A 16,329-nucleotide genomic window follows, 5' to 3' on the forward strand; every position below is an offset into this window, starting at 1 on the left:
CACTTATAAGCCTGCCAATATATTATGTAATGCACCGTAATTTTCAGCTATCCAATTCATTTCATGCGCAAAACGTGAAGGTGGTACACTATGCTGATCCATATTGGCATGAATCCACCAAGTACTCTCCATGTACCAAAGCATTTGAATTGCCCGAACAATATTCCCTACTGGAAAGTCTAATTCATTGCGGTATCCTTCTAAAAATGATGCAACAAGACTCTTATTTAAAACCCCATCATGTAAGGCACAAGATATAACCGTACGCCCAATGTCCAATTCTACATAATCATAATCCATACGATCAAAATCTAGAATTGCTGAGACTTTATCGTTATAGAATAAGAAATTATCTACCCATAAATCGCGGTGCACCCATCCCTTTTTACTATTATTAAATTGATCTACATTTACCAATTGTGTTGCCTCTTGTTGTAATTTTATATAAGGAAGAATGTGCTCTTTTCCTAGCTTCTCTGCTTCTCTCCTTTTCTCTTCCCAATAGGTCAACCTTTCCTCTTTAGTAGGCGGAACAAATTTAGGGATTTCTCCTTCTATTAAAGTGCCGTCATTTAACAATTTATGCATATGACCTATCGTCTGACCAAGAGAGTGGATTTCCTTTTTATTCACCTTTCCTGGTGAGACTAGATTACCTTCTTTATGTTCTAATACTATAAATCGTTCATCAGTTTTTGATATATGCATTACATTATTTTTATAAGTTAACAATTTTGGGCATCTTACACCATTATTATGTAATCTTTGCTGTTGTTGTAATGCTTGCAATAAAGTCAATGGGTCATATAACTTATATCGTTCTTTATTATATTGCTTTAATACAAAGTTCCCTACATCCGTTTCGAGTTTCCACTTTAAGTTTAACCAACCACGATGAATTGGAATTACTTTTTGTATTTTAAATTCAAATAAAGATTCGCACTCTACTTGCAGCTCTTGTAATATCATATTAGCTTTTTCATTAGATAACGACTCTATCATCTTTTTTGTCCTTTCTTAACTTGCTGTTCTTTTCATTCTCTCTACCAAAACTGAAATTAAAAATTTCGGAAGTACAAGTTGTCTCTTAAATCTTTTCGGCTGCGAAAGTAACCTATACAGCCATTCAGTTCCTGTATCCCTCATAATTTTTGGTGCTCTTTTTACAGTACCAGATATTATATCGATCATACCTCCGATACCTATAGATAGTGGAACGTTTAATGTTTGTATGTTTTCATAGATGAATTCTTCTTGTTTCGGTGAACCTAGTCCTACTAACAGTAAGTGCGGCTTGAATTGCTTTATTTTCATTTTTACTTCTTCTATTTCTTCACCATTTACAAATCCATGCTGTCCTTTAAACTGTGCTCCTGGGAACTGCTCATTTAATTTTTCTAATGCCTTTTTATTACTTTCTGGAGCAGCTCCAAAAAGAAAGACGCGGTATCTATTATCGTTACAATATTTTATTAAATCGTGAGTGATATCTGCCCCAGTGACGCGTTCTTTCAGCGTTCCTTTTAATATTTTCGAGCCAATTATGACACCAATTCCATCCGCTGTTATTAAATCCGCAGATAGTAACATCTTTTTAAACTGTTTAGATTTAGCCGTACTTTCCTTTGCAGACATAACAATTTCAGGATTTGCAGTTACTACAAATCTTGGTTTCTCTTGTTTTTCATGTAGCCAACCTTTTAATAAACTTATAGCTTTTGCATATTCTAAAGTTGAAAAAGGTATTCCCTTTATAAGTTGGTGATTCACTTTACTCTCCCCTTACATAAGTTGCAAATATTCATCAATATCTTTAGAAATTTGTTTAAAGGCTTTATCCCAAAATTCATAGCTCGTTATATCTATTTCAAAATGTTTTTTCATAAGTTCTTCCACTGGAGCTTTTCCTGTTTCTCGTAAAAACTCTTTATATTTCAAATGAAAAGTACTTTTCCTTTCTTTAGCTATTTCTAATAAACTAAAACTAACTAAATATCCAAATGTGTATGGATAATTATAAAAAGGAACATCTGCTATATAAAATTGAATATATTTCATCCACACGAACGGCTGATATTCTGATAATGAATTTCCATATGCTTTTTCTTGCGCTACTATAGATAATTTCTCGATTTGATCAGCACTTAAAGGACTTTCTTTACATTTCTCGTAAAAGTTCTTCTCAAATTCGTACGATGCTCGAATTGCCATTACATAATTAAAACAGTTTCTTATTTTCCAGCTAAGCAATGACTTTTTTATATCTATACTATCTGTTGTTTGAATTAGATAATTTATAAGCAATGTTTCAAAGAAAATAGACGCTGATTCAGCTGTACTCATTGGCAAATAATCATCTAAAAAAGAAGAGGATTGCTCAAAACTCATATTATAAAAATGCCAAGCATGTCCTAGTTCGTGGGCAAGTATCCTTACACTATCGATACTTCCGTCATAACGCATAGAGATTCGAGATTCTTTTTCACTGAAAAAAGGAGCACAAAATCCACCTGGGGGTTTATTCTCTCTCGGTTCTGCATCTACCCAACCACTTTCTATCGCATGACGTGCAAATTCTGCTAATTCTTCATCTATATTTTTTAATGCATCGTATATGTTTTGTACTGCTACTGAAAAAGGAATAATAACCTCATTATTCTCCTTTACTGTCATAAGTTCATGCCATGTAATCGAAGCTCTGCCTTTCTTATACACATTTAAAGCACTAACTAATTTATCTAGATTTTCTTCTGTCGCATTCCATATTTGTAATAATACAGTTTCTGAAACACCATTCGCATGAAGGGACCTTGCTAAAATCTCTCTATCTTCTAATTCATTACTCTTTGTATTACGCAATCTTCCTATTTGATTTAATACAGTAGCAAAAATTTCTTTCTCCTTATGTAAAGTACATGTTAATAACTCGAATACTTCTAGTCTTTCCTTTTCATTATCACTATTCATTGCAACATGATTTGCTTGTCCAAATGATAATTGCTTATTATTGTGCTCTATTTCTATCCTATTCCTTAATTGTATGTACATATTTTCCCACGCATGTAGTTCATCTTTTATTAGCCTAGTATTATCAGTAATTTCCACTTCACTTTGCTGTATGACTTGCTGCACTTCACTTTTTAGTTCCTTTACTTTCACAGTCAATCTAGTAATGTCAGATGAAACACTTTCTTCAGCCAATCGGCAGTACAAATAGTATTCTGCTTTTTCAATAGCTTGTATAAGATTTGAAAGAATCCCTATATCTTTTGTTACAAAAAATTGTTCTTTTAACTCCAATATTGGAGTTAGGATATCTTCATTCGAATACAATGAATCTAAATCCCACTTAGCAATTTCATGCATTTTATAGCCGCCCCCTTTTTTACAAATAGTTACAAATATTCCCCCTTCACAATTATATATGAAACGAAAAAATTTTAATATCTTTAAATATTTAGATTTCTATAATCTCATTCTTATTTATCTTCTGTTACGAAACCGCAAATAGCATAAACATATGAATGATACTGCCAATGGAATAAGTATTACTCCCCCAATAAAAGGATAAACCACTATGCAACATGTAAAAGCTACTACAGAAAAAACTTTTCCTAACTTGTTTTTTATTAATTTCATTCCAGCCGCAGCACCGACTATATATGTAATAATTCCTAATGAGTTTGGTATTAATACGATGTTCTCTATACTAATTTGAAAAACGAAACTTATTAGCAAACCAATTATTGCAATACAACCTACCACTTTTACTGCATTTGTTGGGTTTTCTCTTTTTTCATTAATATGTGCTAAATAACGAGGTGCAATTTCTTCTTTCCCTAGTGAATAACCTAAGCGCCCCATACTTGCAATAAATGCATTTGTCGTCCCTAAACAAATGATAAAAGCTACAAATCCAATTATCCATGCAAATTGGGCACCTAATGTTTGCTTGATTACAAGCACAAGAGCTGTAGTATTATCAGCATTGATATAATAAGATTTCGTTCCAATTACTGATAATGCAATACCTATATATAAAACTCCAATAATAACAATCGCAAATCCCGTAGATAAAATAATATTTCTTTTTCTAGGTGATTTAAATTCAGGAGCTAAACTTGCAATAGCTTCCCAGCCGAAAAAAGACCAAAAAATTAATAAAGATGCCTCTAAAATTGGATTTATTTCATGCATAGAAATATGTACATTTATATTTTTTATTTCAATATAAGGTAGTGAGCTAATAATTGTTATTAGCAAAATAAAGAAAGTTAATACACCTATACATACTTGAAACACTCCACTCATTTTTAACCCATATAAATTGAAACCGATTGAAATACTTAAAATAATAAGCGCTATAACGTAAGAAAAATATGATGATAAAGCAAACACTCTCACTATATACATTCCACCAGTCATTGAGACAACAATTTGCCCAACACTACCTGCAATAAAAAAAGACCAACCTATAATGGCGCCTATATTTTTGCCGAAAGCTTTCTCTGAAAAAGTAGCAATTCCACCAGCACTTGGATATTCAATTGATAAAAAAGCAAATGTGAATGCAAGTGGAATACTAAGTGAAATCATAAAAAGCCACGAAACAATTGCATTCCCTTCTGCTACACTTGCTGTCATACCAGGTAATATAAGAATTCCTGATCCTAAAACCGCTCCGACGTATAAAGCTGTCCCTTTTTTAATAGAAATTGTTTCATTAAAATGATTAGACATTACATACACCTCCATTTATATTTTAATTATAGGAACTTATCAGTCTATTCAATATACAAAAGTGTATGTAATTTAATATAAGATTTTATATTGTGTATTTATTTCAGAAATTTACTTTCAATTTTGTAAAGGAGCATAATTCATGGATGAAATCGATAAAAAAATAACCCTTTTATTACAAGAGGATGCCAGAATGACAATTACAGAAATGACTGATCACCTGCACCTCAGCCGCCCTAGTGTCACAGAAAGACTAAAAAGATTACAAGATGCAGGAATAATTGAAAAGTATACAGCTCGAATATCACTTGATATAATTGGAAAATCAATTCAAGCATTTTTAAGAATCGAAAACTTAAAGATTCCATGCAAAAAATTTGAGGAGAAAATATACGAAGAACAAAGGATTCTTGAATGCCACCGAGTAACAGGTGAAAGTAGCTATTACTTAAAAGTGGCAGTTCACTCTATGAAGGAATTAGAGGAATTGATTGATATTGTTATACCATTTGGAACAGTTAAAACTTCTATGATTTTATCTTCACCAATACCATATCGACCGGTAATTATAGAATAGCAATAAAAGAGGTTATCCAAAAAGTATAAAATACTCTACTCTTTTGGATAACCCTTTACAATTTATAAGAACTTTTAACTAAACTTCTTTATAAATCCATTTTATTTTCAGCTGATATTTTAAAATACTTCGCAGATAATTTATAAGAGCGATTTTCATTATAAAAGTTACCTAATTCATAGGATAATTCAGCAACTAAACGATGTTGGTTTTTTTCTACTCCCACTTCAATTGCCTTTTGCATATTTTTCTCATATTCATAATAATCTCCACGTATTTTGAATACTTTAGCTTTCAAACCATATAGTTGAACATGTGCAATTGGTACATCATAAATTGATAAAAAATGAAATGCTTCATTCATAACCTTATTAACATTTTCCCAATCTTTAAGTTCTATGTAAACCTCCAACATGTTTCGTAACGCATATACTTTTTGATCTTTCTGTGATAAAAATTCACTTAATTCCAAAGTTTTTTCGTAGTATTTAATGGCATTCGCATAGTCTTTCAAACCTTGATAAATTTTCCCGTAATCATAAGAAATTACAGGTAAATACTTTGACTCACCATTAATAGCCAAACTATTTTCTACTTGCTGTAAAATTTCAAGTGCCTTTTCATATAATTCATCCATAATATACAATATTGCAAGCATTAAAAGTGTATTTACTACGTTCTTCTGCATACCATTTTTTCTGTATATGTTGTAAGCTTTTAAGGCATACAAACGACTAATACTTTTATCTTTATAAAGCTCCTTATATACATGACATAAATTATAGTATATATGACCATGTTGTTCAGTTTCTTCTGCTCCAAGTAAACTCTCAGCCTGTACATATATATCATGAGCAGCACTGTAGTCTTGTTTATTATAAAAATATAAACCTCGAGCTTTTAAATAATAAATATAATCTTCAGGATCTTGCATTTCAACCTGACTTGGTATCATTTGCGAAGCTTGAACTATAAGCGACTTCACATATAACATATTTTTTTGCCGGGCATGATAGTATATAAGTACACCATATACCTTTAGTAATAAAGGTATATGGTGTACTTCACGAACGTATAATTCTAACAAAGATAAGTCAGCTTCTGTAATACTTTTATCTTTTTTATATTTATTACATATATTAAAAATAGTAATCTTTATTTCCTCATAATTTCCATTTATAAGATAATCGCTATCTACATCTAACTTCTTAGAAACTTTTTTTATAAAAGAAGATGACGGTTTTATTTTTCCACTTTCTATTCTACTTAAATATGTTATTGAACATATTCCTGATACGAGCTCCCCCTGTGTTAATCCTTTGTGCATTCGAACATGGCGAATACGTTCTCCTATTTCCATCTTTCTACTCTCCCTGCTTAACCATTTCTTACTTTTTACCAAATCAGCCATTATGTATTGCTTAATCTTTCATATTAAGAAAATGTATAATTTCACAAATGTAAAAAAATGTCTCACACGTTTTAATTTTACATTCATACTATGATTATTTCTAGATGGCTTGTTAAATTTTATGGTTAAAATTTGGGTTTTCCGTCCATTTTTTTCATGAGATTTTACTACTTGTTATTAACAAAGACAGAGTCATATACTTGAATTGCGATAAACTTAATGAAAAGGATTTAACTACATGTAAACTATTATTATTCATTTAAGATAGTTATAGTTCATTACATTTATCTAGTAGATAGAAGATATCTATTGTAAACAAGAAAATCAAATAAATTTAATAGATGGATTATTAATATCAAATCCTAGAAATTAGTTTGTCGAATTATTTAATAAATACGAAAGGATGATACACATGTTTGTAAGACTTAAAGATGCATCTTCACGAAAAATAGTAAGATATGTTGGAGGCGCTGCTTTACTTTTAATATTCGCTTCTTTCATTTTTCAGTGGAAAAACGACTTAGTAATTGATCAAACTGAACGATTCGGCTTTGGACTAGCGATTATCACTTTCCTATCTACCTTCTTACCTTTTAAAGAGAAAGTTAATAAATAATTACATATAAAGTGAAACTTTAATCAGTGGGGGTTTTGTTCATCCCCCACCTAACTTCTTTGTTTCCGCTGAATTTTGAGGTGGGGGTCTTACTGCCCGTTAAAGCGGGATAAATTAGATTAAAAAAAGATTGATCAAAAGATCAATCCTTTACTCTACTTCATTTAAGAAAAACAACGTTATAACGCCAGGTCCTGTATGTGCTCCGATTGCTGCACCAATTGTATTTACGATAAATACTTCACAGCCAAATCTTTCTGTAATTAATGCTTTTAACGCTTCAGCTGTTTCTAGATCGTCACCGTGAGTTATACCAATTGTTTGACCTTTAAGTTCTTTTCCACGCTCTTCCATTATATCGACAATTCGGCCAAGTACTTTCTTTTTCCCTCTTACCTTTTCAAGTGGTACAAGTTTTCCTTCTTCCACGTTTAAAATCGGCTTAATGTTTAGTAAACCACCGATAAATCCTGCGACTTTACTTAAACGTCCACCTCTCACTAAGTACTGTAAGTCAGCTACAGTGAAAATATGTTCCATATGGTTCATTAGAAAATCAACACGCTTTAAAATATCTTCTTTTGATGCACCGTCTTTTGCCATTTTAGCAGCTTCTAATACGACAAGCCCTTGACCAAGCGAAGCACATTTCGTATCAATAATTTCTAAATCTAAGTTAGCATATGTTTCTTTTACTTCCTCTTTAATGAGAACTGATGATTGATATGTACCAGACAGTTCAGATGAAAAAGCTAAATATATACAAGGATTACCTTCTTTTGCATAAGAAACAAATTTTTCTTGGAAAGTTTCAAGGGAAGGTAATGACGTTCTATAAACAGCGCCTTCTCTCATATTTTGCAATAATGTAACTGACTCTAATGTAACTCCATCTAAATACTCTGTTTCTGCTTCATCATAAACACGGAGTGGAATTAAATCAATATCATATGCTTGCAGCAATTCTACCGGTAAATCCGCCGCACTATCCGTAATGATTTTAACACCCATTTTTAAACCTCTATTCTGTTATAAATATAAAAAATATAAAATAAAAATAGTACTTTTAAATTATATACGTAAAACTTAAATGAAGAAAGGAAAACACTTTATATTGTATGCACTATTCTTCAAAACTTGAACTGTTAATACAAATGATTCTATTTTAAACACCTTTTTCTTATTATTTTTCTAAAACACGAATAATTTTATAAGTATTTTGTATCATTATATTTTAATTCTTTATCTTAATATAATCTTTTCAAATTCATACTGTTTAAAATTTAAAAGCCAAATCCAATAAAGGAAATGGCTTTTAAATTTTCATAAAATAACCAAACTTCATTTTCCATCACATTGCTCTCATTATTATTTTAGCGATGTTAAATATTAGTCCAGTTATGAGTAATATTTATAGCCTGTACTATAATTAAAACAGTAAAAGAATCACTAGATAAAAAACAAGTTAAACACTTTATAAAATATTCAATTTAACTAGTAACGCTAATAAAATTTGGAGAAGAATTTGAACATTTACTGCTATGTCTGTATCAGTAGTCGTAACTGTAACATTTCTAGAATTTCTAATAACAGTTTCTTGTTTATTAATTTGTTTAATAGATGATTTTTGAAACAATTCTTGTGCAACACGATCAGCTTTTTCACTATCTGCTATAGAAATACTTATTATAACCACGATAGCTGCTTGTAATGCCGCTTGAATAGATAACGCAGCTTTTGTATCTGTAGTAGTAACTTCTACATCTGCTGAATCGACAATTGTAATTGATTCTTCAGAAATTTGGTAAGTTTTACTTTCTTGCGCAGCTGCTTCTGAAACACTAGCATTTTTAAAAGATGGATGAGGATTTGAGTAATCTAATGCACTCCATTTTTTATTTTCATCTGAATGACATGTTTTGTCCATACGTTCACCCCCTTTCAATCTAAATAATTATTAACTTGTGATTGTATTTCAGAAACAATACTTTTAATTTGCTGCTTTTTTTCTGGCGATAAATTTTTTAGTTTTTCTTCATTTATCCCATGCCTATTAAAAATATCTGAGAGTAAAAGGTCTATAATTATATTCTTTTGATCCTTATCAAACTTAAAGGAAGAAAATTTGTTTAAATCATCCATTTACAATATTCACTCCAATCAATTTTCTATAAAAATTTCAAATAACTAAGAGCATTATATGTAATTTAATAAAAATTGCTTGGACAAGTAACTTAATCTTCTATTTTCCACTTCTTTTTACTAATAACTTCAAAAAGCTGGCTTCTAATAAGAAGTCAGCTTTCTTTCCTTCACTTCACATAAATATAAGTTTCATTTACTGTTAAATAATGTATTTCAACTTTATTTGTAGTTTTCCACACTTGCTTTTTCATTTATCTTGAATATTAATTCAGTCATAATAAGAAGTCCAAGCTTGTACCATATGTTACAACAAAAAACGTTTACTTAGAGTGAAAACTTATAGCTAAATATCAATAGGATAGACACTTTATAAAATGTTTAGTTTAACTAATAAAGCTAATAAAATTTGAAGGAGAATTTGAATATTCACTGCAATATCTGTATCAGTAGTTGTTACGGTTACGTTTCTGGAATTTTTAATAAATGTTTTTTGTCTATTAATTTGTTTAATAGCTGATTTTTGAAATAATTCTTGTGTTATTTTATCTGCCTTTTCACTATCTGCTATAGAAATACTTACTACAACCACAATAGCTGCTTGTAATGCCGCTTGGATAGATAGCGCAGCTTTTGTATCTGTAGTAGTAACTTGTACATCTGCTGAATCAACTATTTCAATATATTCCTCAGAAATTTGATCGATTTTATCTGTTTGTATAGCTTCCTCTAAAAAATTTGTATTTTTACTAAACGAATAATAATTTAATGATTCGCAATCTTCTTTTTTTGACTCGCAATCCTCTTTTTTTGGCTCACAATCCTCTTTTTTTGGTTCACAATCCTCTTTTTTTGGTTCACAATCCTCTTTTTTTGGTTCACAATCCTCTTTTTTTGGTTCACAATCCTCTTTTTTTGGTTCACAATCCTCTTTTTTTAGCTTAGGAGCTCGTTTTTTCGGCTCACAATCCCGATTTAATGGATCTCGGTTTTTCTTTCTTCTACAAACTTCACATTCACACATAAAATCACCCCTTTTAGTCTTAAAAGTTAGCAATATTAAAATATTGACTAACTATTAGCATTTTATGTATTTTTTAAAGATTTGTTTGGACAAGTAACTTAATCTTTTATTTTACTTCTACTTCTTTTTCTAATAAAAGAAAGCTGCCTTCAAATAAGAAGACAGCTTTCTTTGCGACTACTCTGGAATAGATTTCATACAATATAATTGTTCCTTTCTTATAACCTGAACTCGTCACTTTAGTTATAAAAATGTGAGTATATCCTATAACCTTTTTTAGGGATCATCCATAATTTATTTCATAAAAAGTGCTTTATTTTACTGAAAGGTGGTTGCGGAAACAACCGCCTTTTTATTCGGAACAAAATACAAAATAAAACTTTTATATAAAAGGCCCATAATTAAATACACTTAACTTCATATGATATATTGCATCCTTTCTTTTTAGAATGAGTAGTCGTTACTGAAGGGCACTTTTCGAAGTGCTCTTATTTTTAAATCCCTTTTCTTTTTCAGGAGGTTTTTTTTGCTAAATCCTAATACGATTTTTATCACTCAGGCTGGGGATTATTATATTTCCTTACTAGTTCCAATAATATAGTAGCTACACCAATTAAAATAAGCCTATAAACTCTATACGCTTAAATAATAATGCGTTACCAAACACAAGAACTAGTTTTACACTAAATTCACAAGGTTCTTATCCTCTTTTAGTTGAAATTATCATTTCAATACCAGCAAATCTACAACTTCAACTAATAAATTTTGCAAATGTGCTATATCAAGGTTCTTTTGATATAGCATCTTATGTTTTATATAATAAAGATAGTGCTAGTATTCCGAAGGAGGATGTCTATGAGTATCCAAATGGCTACATCTAATGATTTAGAATGGATTAATAATCAATATGACTCAATAGGATTTGTACGAAGTGATTTAAAAAGAGACAAAGTTGCAATTATTACATACAACAATGAGTATGCAGGTGTTGGACGATTAGTCCAAATAGATGAAGATACTTTAGAAATGGGTGGAATTTATATTCTTCCTCAATTTAGAGGGCTACAATTAGCTGGGGATCTTGTTTCATTTTTAGTAGAAACTGCGAAGAAATTACAAGTTCCAAATGTATATTGTCTTCCTTTTGAGGAATTAAAAAACTTTTATAAGAAATATGGCTATACTGAGGTCGATACTCCGAAAGAAGTTGTTCATCCAATTATTCTAGAAAAATATAATTGGTGTTTGGATCATTATGAAAAGCATGTTTTATTATTTAAGTTGTAAAAGTACCTAAAGTGAGTATATATAAATATTAATTATACTTTTCCGCATAGATAATAACCCTAATTTATTTGGTCAACATCAGCTTCTACAAGATATACTATTACTTCTTACGCTGTCTTTTTTCTTAACCTTACTTTTGTATAAATGATTAGTTTGTTTAAAATTACCTTAAATCGTATTCAAATAAACTAATCGAAAGGACAATTCCTATATAATACAATTAAGTAATTAAAAGGAGCGTTATTTATGATAGATGTAATAAGACTCGTTATCTTTACTGTAGTTGCAATTGGTGCCATTATTAACATATACATAGAATTTAAAAAACCTAAAAAAAGTATATTCTCAATCGTTTTTTTATCAGTACTCTTAATTGGATCCTCAGGGTTAATTAAAAATATTTTATCTCAACTTTTATAGAAGATTGATTAAAAATCAACCTCCCGTCAATAATGTAAATAACATGATTGTATCTCTCCATTCCCCCTTTGGAGAGGAGCAGTTAGCTTTGGCTAACTGCTCTTTTATTTGAACTATTATCCACAAAATAAGTATCATACGCCTTATCAAAAACATATCCTAGTTTTTCAGCTAGTTTTGCAGATGTAGTATTCGCTGCATCCCAGTTTGGATATATCCCTTTTTCTAAACAGTCCAAGATTAGTGCTGCACTAACTATAGTCGCCAATCCTTTTCTTCTATAATTGTGATCAGTCGCAACTTCAATTTTAACCCCTTTATCATAAATACTATACGATAACAGTTATTAGACTCATGAATGATTTGCAATCTACAAAGATAACCCCATTGTCCTCTTGCACGAATGATATGATACGATACCTTTCATCTCATTAAATGCAATAAGATATTACAATTTCATGCTGACTCACAATCCATTACACTCCATCCCTATACTATATGTTTTTATCTAATACATATAGTATAGGGATGAAATATGAGAAGAGCTTAGACAGTATACTTTTAACCTAGGCATATAGTTACTTATTCATTACACAAATCATGAAATTACGTCTATAATGGGTAAAAACACTTAAATTTCCCTATAAATACATATAACAATTTCATCTTTCATGAAAAAAACGTTATAATGAAGTGTAGCCTCTACGATTACGTTATAAAGGAGATTAAAACAATGGCTAAAATTAAAGTATACCAAGCAAAAGAAGAAAATATGGAAGCAGTAAAAAACATCATTGATGTTGAAGAACAAAATCCAACTGCTGAAAACTTACAAAATCTATACGCATGTGTATTAGATACTGAAGATATGGCATTGCCTGAATCATACATTGAAGAAGATATCTTAATTGATTCTATTGAAGTTATGGTTAACGCTTCTCAAAGCAAAATAAGAGACTTAGGTGCTTACGATGTAATCGAAGTTCAAAACAAAGGTAAGAAAACACAAATTTTATTATTAGCAGACGAAGAATACGAAATCATCGAAGGCTAATCTAAATCCGTACATACGAAAAAGCTCCTTTCCAATTGGAAGGGAGCTTTTTCATTACGCTTTTGATGTTTCGCTCTTTTTATTCTTTTGTTGTTTTTTAATTACCATGCGCTCATTTCCCATAAAGAAAATAAATATGAATGCTAAACCAGCTGGTACCAATGCCCACATAAATGTTTGGACAATTGAGCTAGAAAGAGCATCAATAATTTTATCTAATATTTGCGGTGAAATTTGAGATCTTGCCGATTCTGATAAAATAGCTCTTGAATCTCCTAAAGCGTTTGTATTCATTCCCCCGTTCATACCTTTAAATGCTTCTTCTAATTGATCTTGAAAACCTGTTCTTTGGATCATTCCGAAGATTGTAATACCAAGCGTCATGCCTAATGAACGAATGAAGTTACTCGTTGAAGTCGCAGACCCTCGCTGTTCCATACCAAAGTTGTGGATAGCCGCCATACTTAGTACAGAGAATGAGAAACCAACTCCAAATCCAATAATAATCATATACACTGTTAATAATACACGACTTGTTTCTGGCGTTAATGTGCTTAATAAAAATAGTCCAATTAGCATAATAACAGCAGAAATAATCATAATGTTTCGATAGCTAAGCTTCGTCGTTAAAAACCCACCTAATTGCGCTGTTACAACTGATCCTAACATCATCGGTAATAGTAATAACCCTGAGTTTGTTGCGGTACCTCCGTATACACCTTGAATGAATAACGGAATGTATACAGTTGCTGACATAAACGCAGCACCATAACATAAAGCAATAATGGTACTCATTCCGAATAAGCGCTGCTTAAACATCTCAAATGATATGATTGGCTCTTCTACTTTTCGTTCAATAAAAATAAATGCAATAATTAAAATAGCGAATCCACCAAATAAACTTAAAATAAAGCTAGAATCCCAGTCATACTTTTGTCCGCCAAGTTCAAGTGCAAACATTAAAGAAACTACTGCACCAACTAAAGTAATTGCGCCAAACCAATCAATTTTTTGTTTTCTATGAACTCGTGATTCTTTATAAAAGAATGTAATAAAAATAAGTGCTAAAATGCCAAGCGGTAAGTTAATGTAAAATACCCAGTGCCAGCTAATATAATCTGTAATATATGCGCCAAGTAACGGCCCGAAAATACTTGACAATCCAAATACCGCTCCGAATAAACCACCCATTTTCCCGCGCTTTTCAGGAGGGAAAATATCAAAAACAATAGTAAATGCAATCGGTACTAATGCCCCGCCGCCAATACCTTGAATGGCACGATAAATGCCTAACTGTGTAATGTTTTCAGCAGTACCACAAAGTGCCGAACCAATCATAAAGACGATTAAACCAAAAATAAAGAATCTCTTTCTTCCATACATATCTGATAGTTTACCGAAAATCGGCATACCTGCCATTTCTGCGACCATATAGGCAGAAACGACCCATACAAAGTTTTCAAGACCTCCTAAGTCACCAACAATCGTTCCCATCGCTGTTACGACAATGGTATTATCCATTGATGCCATTAAAATACCTAGCAATAAGCCCGCCACAATAAAGCCGAGCTTATTATTCTTCTCAACCATAACCTTGCTCTCCCTCATACTACTTATATTTGTTTATGTTCTTTTACGACTGTATTACCCTTTTGATTAAAACTAGTATGATATTCTACAACACTAATTTCACACCCAGGGCCAATTGTAACGTTGTTTCCTCTCACTATGTCAGCAATCGTATGTTCTAAATAAATATCATCTCCTTCAACAATTGAAGTTTGAAGGTTTCCAACATGACTAATAAAAGGAAGAAATCTCGCTTTTTTACGAATCGTAATTTTTTTACCACCAATTTCTCTTACCTTACTTCCTTCATAACGAAGTGAGATTTGAATATTTTCACCATTAAGTAATCCATCACTTTCAAGACCACCAGTTAATGATAAATCTTCTACTTCAATATTTCCCCTCACATTTAAAGCACCTTTTACATCGACAAAATCACCTGAAAACTTCCCAGCAATATCTATCATACCTCTAACTTTTGTTTTTTCAATATGTGCATCACCATGCATTTTTGTATTACCATATACTTTTACATATTCTGCATCTACAGTTCCTTGTACTTCACTATCTCCATACACAACATAATTTTTTACTTTCATATTCCCCCGTACATCACTCGTGCCGTACGTTTTAAATTCATTACAGCTCATATCATTAGAAATCGTTCCTTCACCGCGAATCTTCACTTTATTATAATCTCCGCCCGCTGAATTACCGGAACCATTTACTGTGAGACTATGTGGATGTTCCATATTACTTTCTCCTTCCCATTAAACCTGCTTAATTTCTTTTACATTTGCGCTTTTATCAACAGTAAGAACACCTGTATATTCAATGAGTTCAATCTCACAGTTCGGTCCTACTGTAATATTGTTTCCTCTTACCGTTCTTATGTGAGCATAATCAATATCAATATTGTCACCTTCTAATAGTTCAGCTTCTAATTGCAAGCCAAATACTGTTTTAAATAGCCTACTTAATGTACCTGATCTATGTCTTACTTTAATCGTTTGACCACCAATTTCTTTCGCGCGACATGTACCGTGAATATTAATATTTATTTCATCAGCGCTTAATAATCCGCCAATTGTAAATTGTCCTTCTGAAGAAAAAGTATCCACTTCACAATTACCGTCAATTGTTGCTTGACCATTGACTTTAAATTCTTCACCTGTGACATTTCCGCCTATCGTACCTTTTCCTGCAATTTTCAAACTGTTTGCCTTTACATTTTGCGTAATTGTAGCTTTCCCATCAATTCGCATCGTTTCAGCATGAACTGTGCCATCGACTTTACCAGATCCGCTAATTCGTGCACTGTTACTTTTCAAATCGCCAGTAACTGCTCCGTAACCGTTACATTCAAATTGCTCACATTCAACATTTCCATTCACAGTTCCTTTTCCGTTTAATTGCACTTTATGAAACTCGCCGCCATTCGATGAACCGTAACCATTTATAATCAAATTATCTGTACGCATACTTTCTC

17 protein-coding genes and 1 pseudogene are annotated in these 16,329 nt (G+C 31.5%); 4 read left to right on the forward strand and 14 right to left on the reverse strand.

The features are described 5' to 3' along the window. Nucleotides 1–3 precede the first annotated feature (3 nt). From PDQ40_RS06780 to PDQ40_RS06795, 4 genes are all read right to left on the reverse strand, one after another. The gene (locus tag PDQ40_RS06780) at nt 4–1,002 is read right to left on the reverse strand and encodes a phosphotransferase (protein ID WP_000573044.1); all 999 of its coding nucleotides are present in this window, start codon (nt 1,000–1,002) and stop codon (nt 4–6) included. 15 nt (nt 1,003–1,017) lie between these two features. Further along, nucleotides 1,018–1,770 (reverse strand): WecB/TagA/CpsF family glycosyltransferase, encoded by a 753-nt coding sequence (locus tag PDQ40_RS06785; RefSeq protein ID WP_001016401.1) that lies wholly within the window; start codon nt 1,768–1,770, stop codon nt 1,018–1,020. A gap of 12 nt (nt 1,771–1,782) precedes the next feature. Next, nucleotides 1,783–3,366 (reverse strand): M3 family metallopeptidase, encoded by a 1,584-nt coding sequence (locus PDQ40_RS06790; RefSeq protein ID WP_000544309.1) that lies wholly within the window; start codon nt 3,364–3,366, stop codon nt 1,783–1,785. Nucleotides 3,367–3,483: 117 nt separating this feature from the next. After that, the gene (locus PDQ40_RS06795) at nt 3,484–4,740 is read right to left on the reverse strand and encodes an APC family permease (RefSeq protein ID WP_000064913.1); all 1,257 of its coding nucleotides are present in this window, start codon (nt 4,738–4,740) and stop codon (nt 3,484–3,486) included. Between the two features lie 142 nt (nt 4,741–4,882). Between PDQ40_RS06795 and PDQ40_RS06800 the strand changes: the two genes are divergently transcribed. Further along, nucleotides 4,883–5,317, forward strand: a complete 435-nt coding sequence (locus PDQ40_RS06800; protein WP_000343324.1) for an Lrp/AsnC family transcriptional regulator — start codon at nt 4,883–4,885, stop codon at nt 5,315–5,317. A gap of 88 nt (nt 5,318–5,405) precedes the next feature. On the opposite strand, the gene PDQ40_RS06805 is transcribed toward PDQ40_RS06800, so the two are convergent. Next, nucleotides 5,406–6,677: a helix-turn-helix domain-containing protein gene (locus PDQ40_RS06805; RefSeq protein ID WP_086405245.1), complete on the reverse strand. Its 1,272-nt coding sequence runs from the start codon at nt 6,675–6,677 to the stop codon at nt 5,406–5,408. A gap of 463 nt (nt 6,678–7,140) precedes the next feature. Between PDQ40_RS06805 and PDQ40_RS06810 the strand changes: the two genes are divergently transcribed. Next, nucleotides 7,141–7,344 carry a hypothetical protein gene (locus PDQ40_RS06810; RefSeq protein WP_000498065.1) on the forward strand — a complete coding sequence of 68 codons (204 nt, stop codon included), beginning with the start codon at nt 7,141–7,143 and terminating at the stop codon, nt 7,342–7,344. A gap of 150 nt (nt 7,345–7,494) precedes the next feature. Here the strand turns inward: PDQ40_RS06810 and PDQ40_RS06815 are convergent, their stop codons facing one another. The 5 genes from PDQ40_RS06815 to PDQ40_RS06835 all read right to left on the reverse strand — a co-directional run bounded on the left by PDQ40_RS06815 (nt 7,495) and on the right by PDQ40_RS06835 (nt 10,748). Further along, a complete protein-coding gene (locus PDQ40_RS06815; protein ID WP_000538286.1) occupies nt 7,495–8,355 on the reverse strand; it encodes a DegV family protein in 861 nt (286 codons plus the stop codon). Nucleotides 8,356–8,818: 463 nt separating this feature from the next. Further along, the gene (locus PDQ40_RS06820) at nt 8,819–9,271 is read right to left on the reverse strand and encodes a spore coat protein (protein ID WP_000361679.1); all 453 of its coding nucleotides are present in this window, start codon (nt 9,269–9,271) and stop codon (nt 8,819–8,821) included. Nucleotides 9,272–9,285: 14 nt separating this feature from the next. Beyond that, nucleotides 9,286–9,486 carry a spore coat protein W gene (locus PDQ40_RS06825; protein WP_000342253.1) on the reverse strand — a complete coding sequence of 67 codons (201 nt, stop codon included), beginning with the start codon at nt 9,484–9,486 and terminating at the stop codon, nt 9,286–9,288. Nucleotides 9,487–9,856: 370 nt separating this feature from the next. Then, nucleotides 9,857–10,510 (reverse strand): spore coat protein, encoded by a 654-nt coding sequence (locus PDQ40_RS06830; RefSeq protein WP_193655008.1) that lies wholly within the window; start codon nt 10,508–10,510, stop codon nt 9,857–9,859. A 106-nt stretch (nt 10,511–10,616) separates the two neighbouring features. After that, nucleotides 10,617–10,748, reverse strand: a complete 132-nt coding sequence (locus PDQ40_RS06835) for a hypothetical protein (protein ID WP_000204198.1) — start codon at nt 10,746–10,748, stop codon at nt 10,617–10,619. A gap of 617 nt (nt 10,749–11,365) precedes the next feature. Here PDQ40_RS06835 and PDQ40_RS06840 point away from each other — a divergent pair. Next, nucleotides 11,366–11,797: a GNAT family N-acetyltransferase gene (locus PDQ40_RS06840; protein ID WP_000027225.1), complete on the forward strand. Its 432-nt coding sequence runs from the start codon at nt 11,366–11,368 to the stop codon at nt 11,795–11,797. 502 nt (nt 11,798–12,299) lie between these two features. Here PDQ40_RS06840 and PDQ40_RS06845 read toward each other — a convergent pair. Next, a pseudogene (locus PDQ40_RS06845) lies at nt 12,300–12,554 on the reverse strand (GNAT family N-acetyltransferase); the annotation flags it as partial. A 396-nt stretch (nt 12,555–12,950) separates the two neighbouring features. Here PDQ40_RS06845 and PDQ40_RS06850 point away from each other — a divergent pair. After that, entirely contained in the window at nt 12,951–13,271 is a 321-nt protein-coding gene (locus PDQ40_RS06850; protein ID WP_001062732.1) for a hypothetical protein, read from the forward strand. 54 nt (nt 13,272–13,325) lie between these two features. On the opposite strand, the gene PDQ40_RS06855 is transcribed toward PDQ40_RS06850, so the two are convergent. The 3 genes from PDQ40_RS06855 to PDQ40_RS06865 are packed head-to-tail and all read right to left on the reverse strand — an operon-like array spanning nt 13,326 to nt 16,321. Beyond that, on the reverse strand, nt 13,326–14,861 hold the full coding sequence (locus PDQ40_RS06855) for an MDR family MFS transporter (protein WP_000229603.1): 1,536 nt from the start codon (nt 14,859–14,861) through the stop codon (nt 13,326–13,328). 23 nt (nt 14,862–14,884) lie between these two features. Then, on the reverse strand, nt 14,885–15,592 hold the full coding sequence (locus PDQ40_RS06860; RefSeq protein ID WP_000400898.1) for a hypothetical protein: 708 nt from the start codon (nt 15,590–15,592) through the stop codon (nt 14,885–14,887). An 18-nt stretch (nt 15,593–15,610) separates the two neighbouring features. Beyond that, nucleotides 15,611–16,321, reverse strand: a complete 711-nt coding sequence (locus PDQ40_RS06865) for a bactofilin family protein (protein WP_001258377.1) — start codon at nt 16,319–16,321, stop codon at nt 15,611–15,613. Between the last annotated feature and the right edge of the window lie 8 nt (nt 16,322–16,329).

The organism is Bacillus cereus group sp. Bc061 (assembly GCF_027715825.1).
In the GTDB taxonomy this organism is placed as follows: Bacteria; Bacillota; Bacilli; order Bacillales; family Bacillaceae_G; genus Bacillus_A; species Bacillus_A paranthracis.

Bases quoted from the DNA above. Each gene is read 5' to 3' on its own strand.
- PDQ40_RS06780 (WP_000573044.1), bottom strand. From the start codon at position 1,002: ATGATAGAGTCGTTATCTAATGAAAAAGCTAATATGATATTACAAGAG.
- PDQ40_RS06810 (WP_000498065.1), top strand. From the start codon at position 7,141: ATGTTTGTAAGACTTAAAGATGCATCTTCACGAAAAATAGTAAGATAT.
- PDQ40_RS06825 (WP_000342253.1), bottom strand. From the start codon at position 9,486: ATGGATGATTTAAACAAATTTTCTTCCTTTAAGTTTGATAAGGATCAA.
- PDQ40_RS06850 (WP_001062732.1), top strand. From the start codon at position 12,951: ATGGCTAAAATTAAAGTATACCAAGCAAAAGAAGAAAATATGGAAGCA.
- PDQ40_RS06860 (WP_000400898.1), bottom strand. From the start codon at position 15,592: ATGGAACATCCACATAGTCTCACAGTAAATGGTTCCGGTAATTCAGCG.
- PDQ40_RS06865 (WP_001258377.1), bottom strand. From the start codon at position 16,321: ATGCGTACAGATAATTTGATTATAAATGGTTACGGTTCATCGAATGGC.
- PDQ40_RS06790 (WP_000544309.1), bottom strand. From the start codon at position 3,366: ATGCATGAAATTGCTAAGTGGGATTTAGATTCATTGTATTCGAATGAA.
- PDQ40_RS06815 (WP_000538286.1), bottom strand. From the start codon at position 8,355: ATGGGTGTTAAAATCATTACGGATAGTGCGGCGGATTTACCGGTAGAA.
- PDQ40_RS06840 (WP_000027225.1), top strand. From the start codon at position 11,366: ATGAGTATCCAAATGGCTACATCTAATGATTTAGAATGGATTAATAAT.
- PDQ40_RS06855 (WP_000229603.1), bottom strand. From the start codon at position 14,861: ATGGTTGAGAAGAATAATAAGCTCGGCTTTATTGTGGCGGGCTTATTG.
- PDQ40_RS06805 (WP_086405245.1), bottom strand. From the start codon at position 6,677: ATGGAAATAGGAGAACGTATTCGCCATGTTCGAATGCACAAAGGATTA.
- PDQ40_RS06820 (WP_000361679.1), bottom strand. From the start codon at position 9,271: ATGGACAAAACATGTCATTCAGATGAAAATAAAAAATGGAGTGCATTA.
- PDQ40_RS06830 (WP_193655008.1), bottom strand. From the start codon at position 10,510: ATGTGTGAATGTGAAGTTTGTAGAAGAAAGAAAAACCGAGATCCATTA.
- PDQ40_RS06795 (WP_000064913.1), bottom strand. From the start codon at position 4,740: ATGTCTAATCATTTTAATGAAACAATTTCTATTAAAAAAGGGACAGCT.
- PDQ40_RS06800 (WP_000343324.1), top strand. From the start codon at position 4,883: ATGGATGAAATCGATAAAAAAATAACCCTTTTATTACAAGAGGATGCC.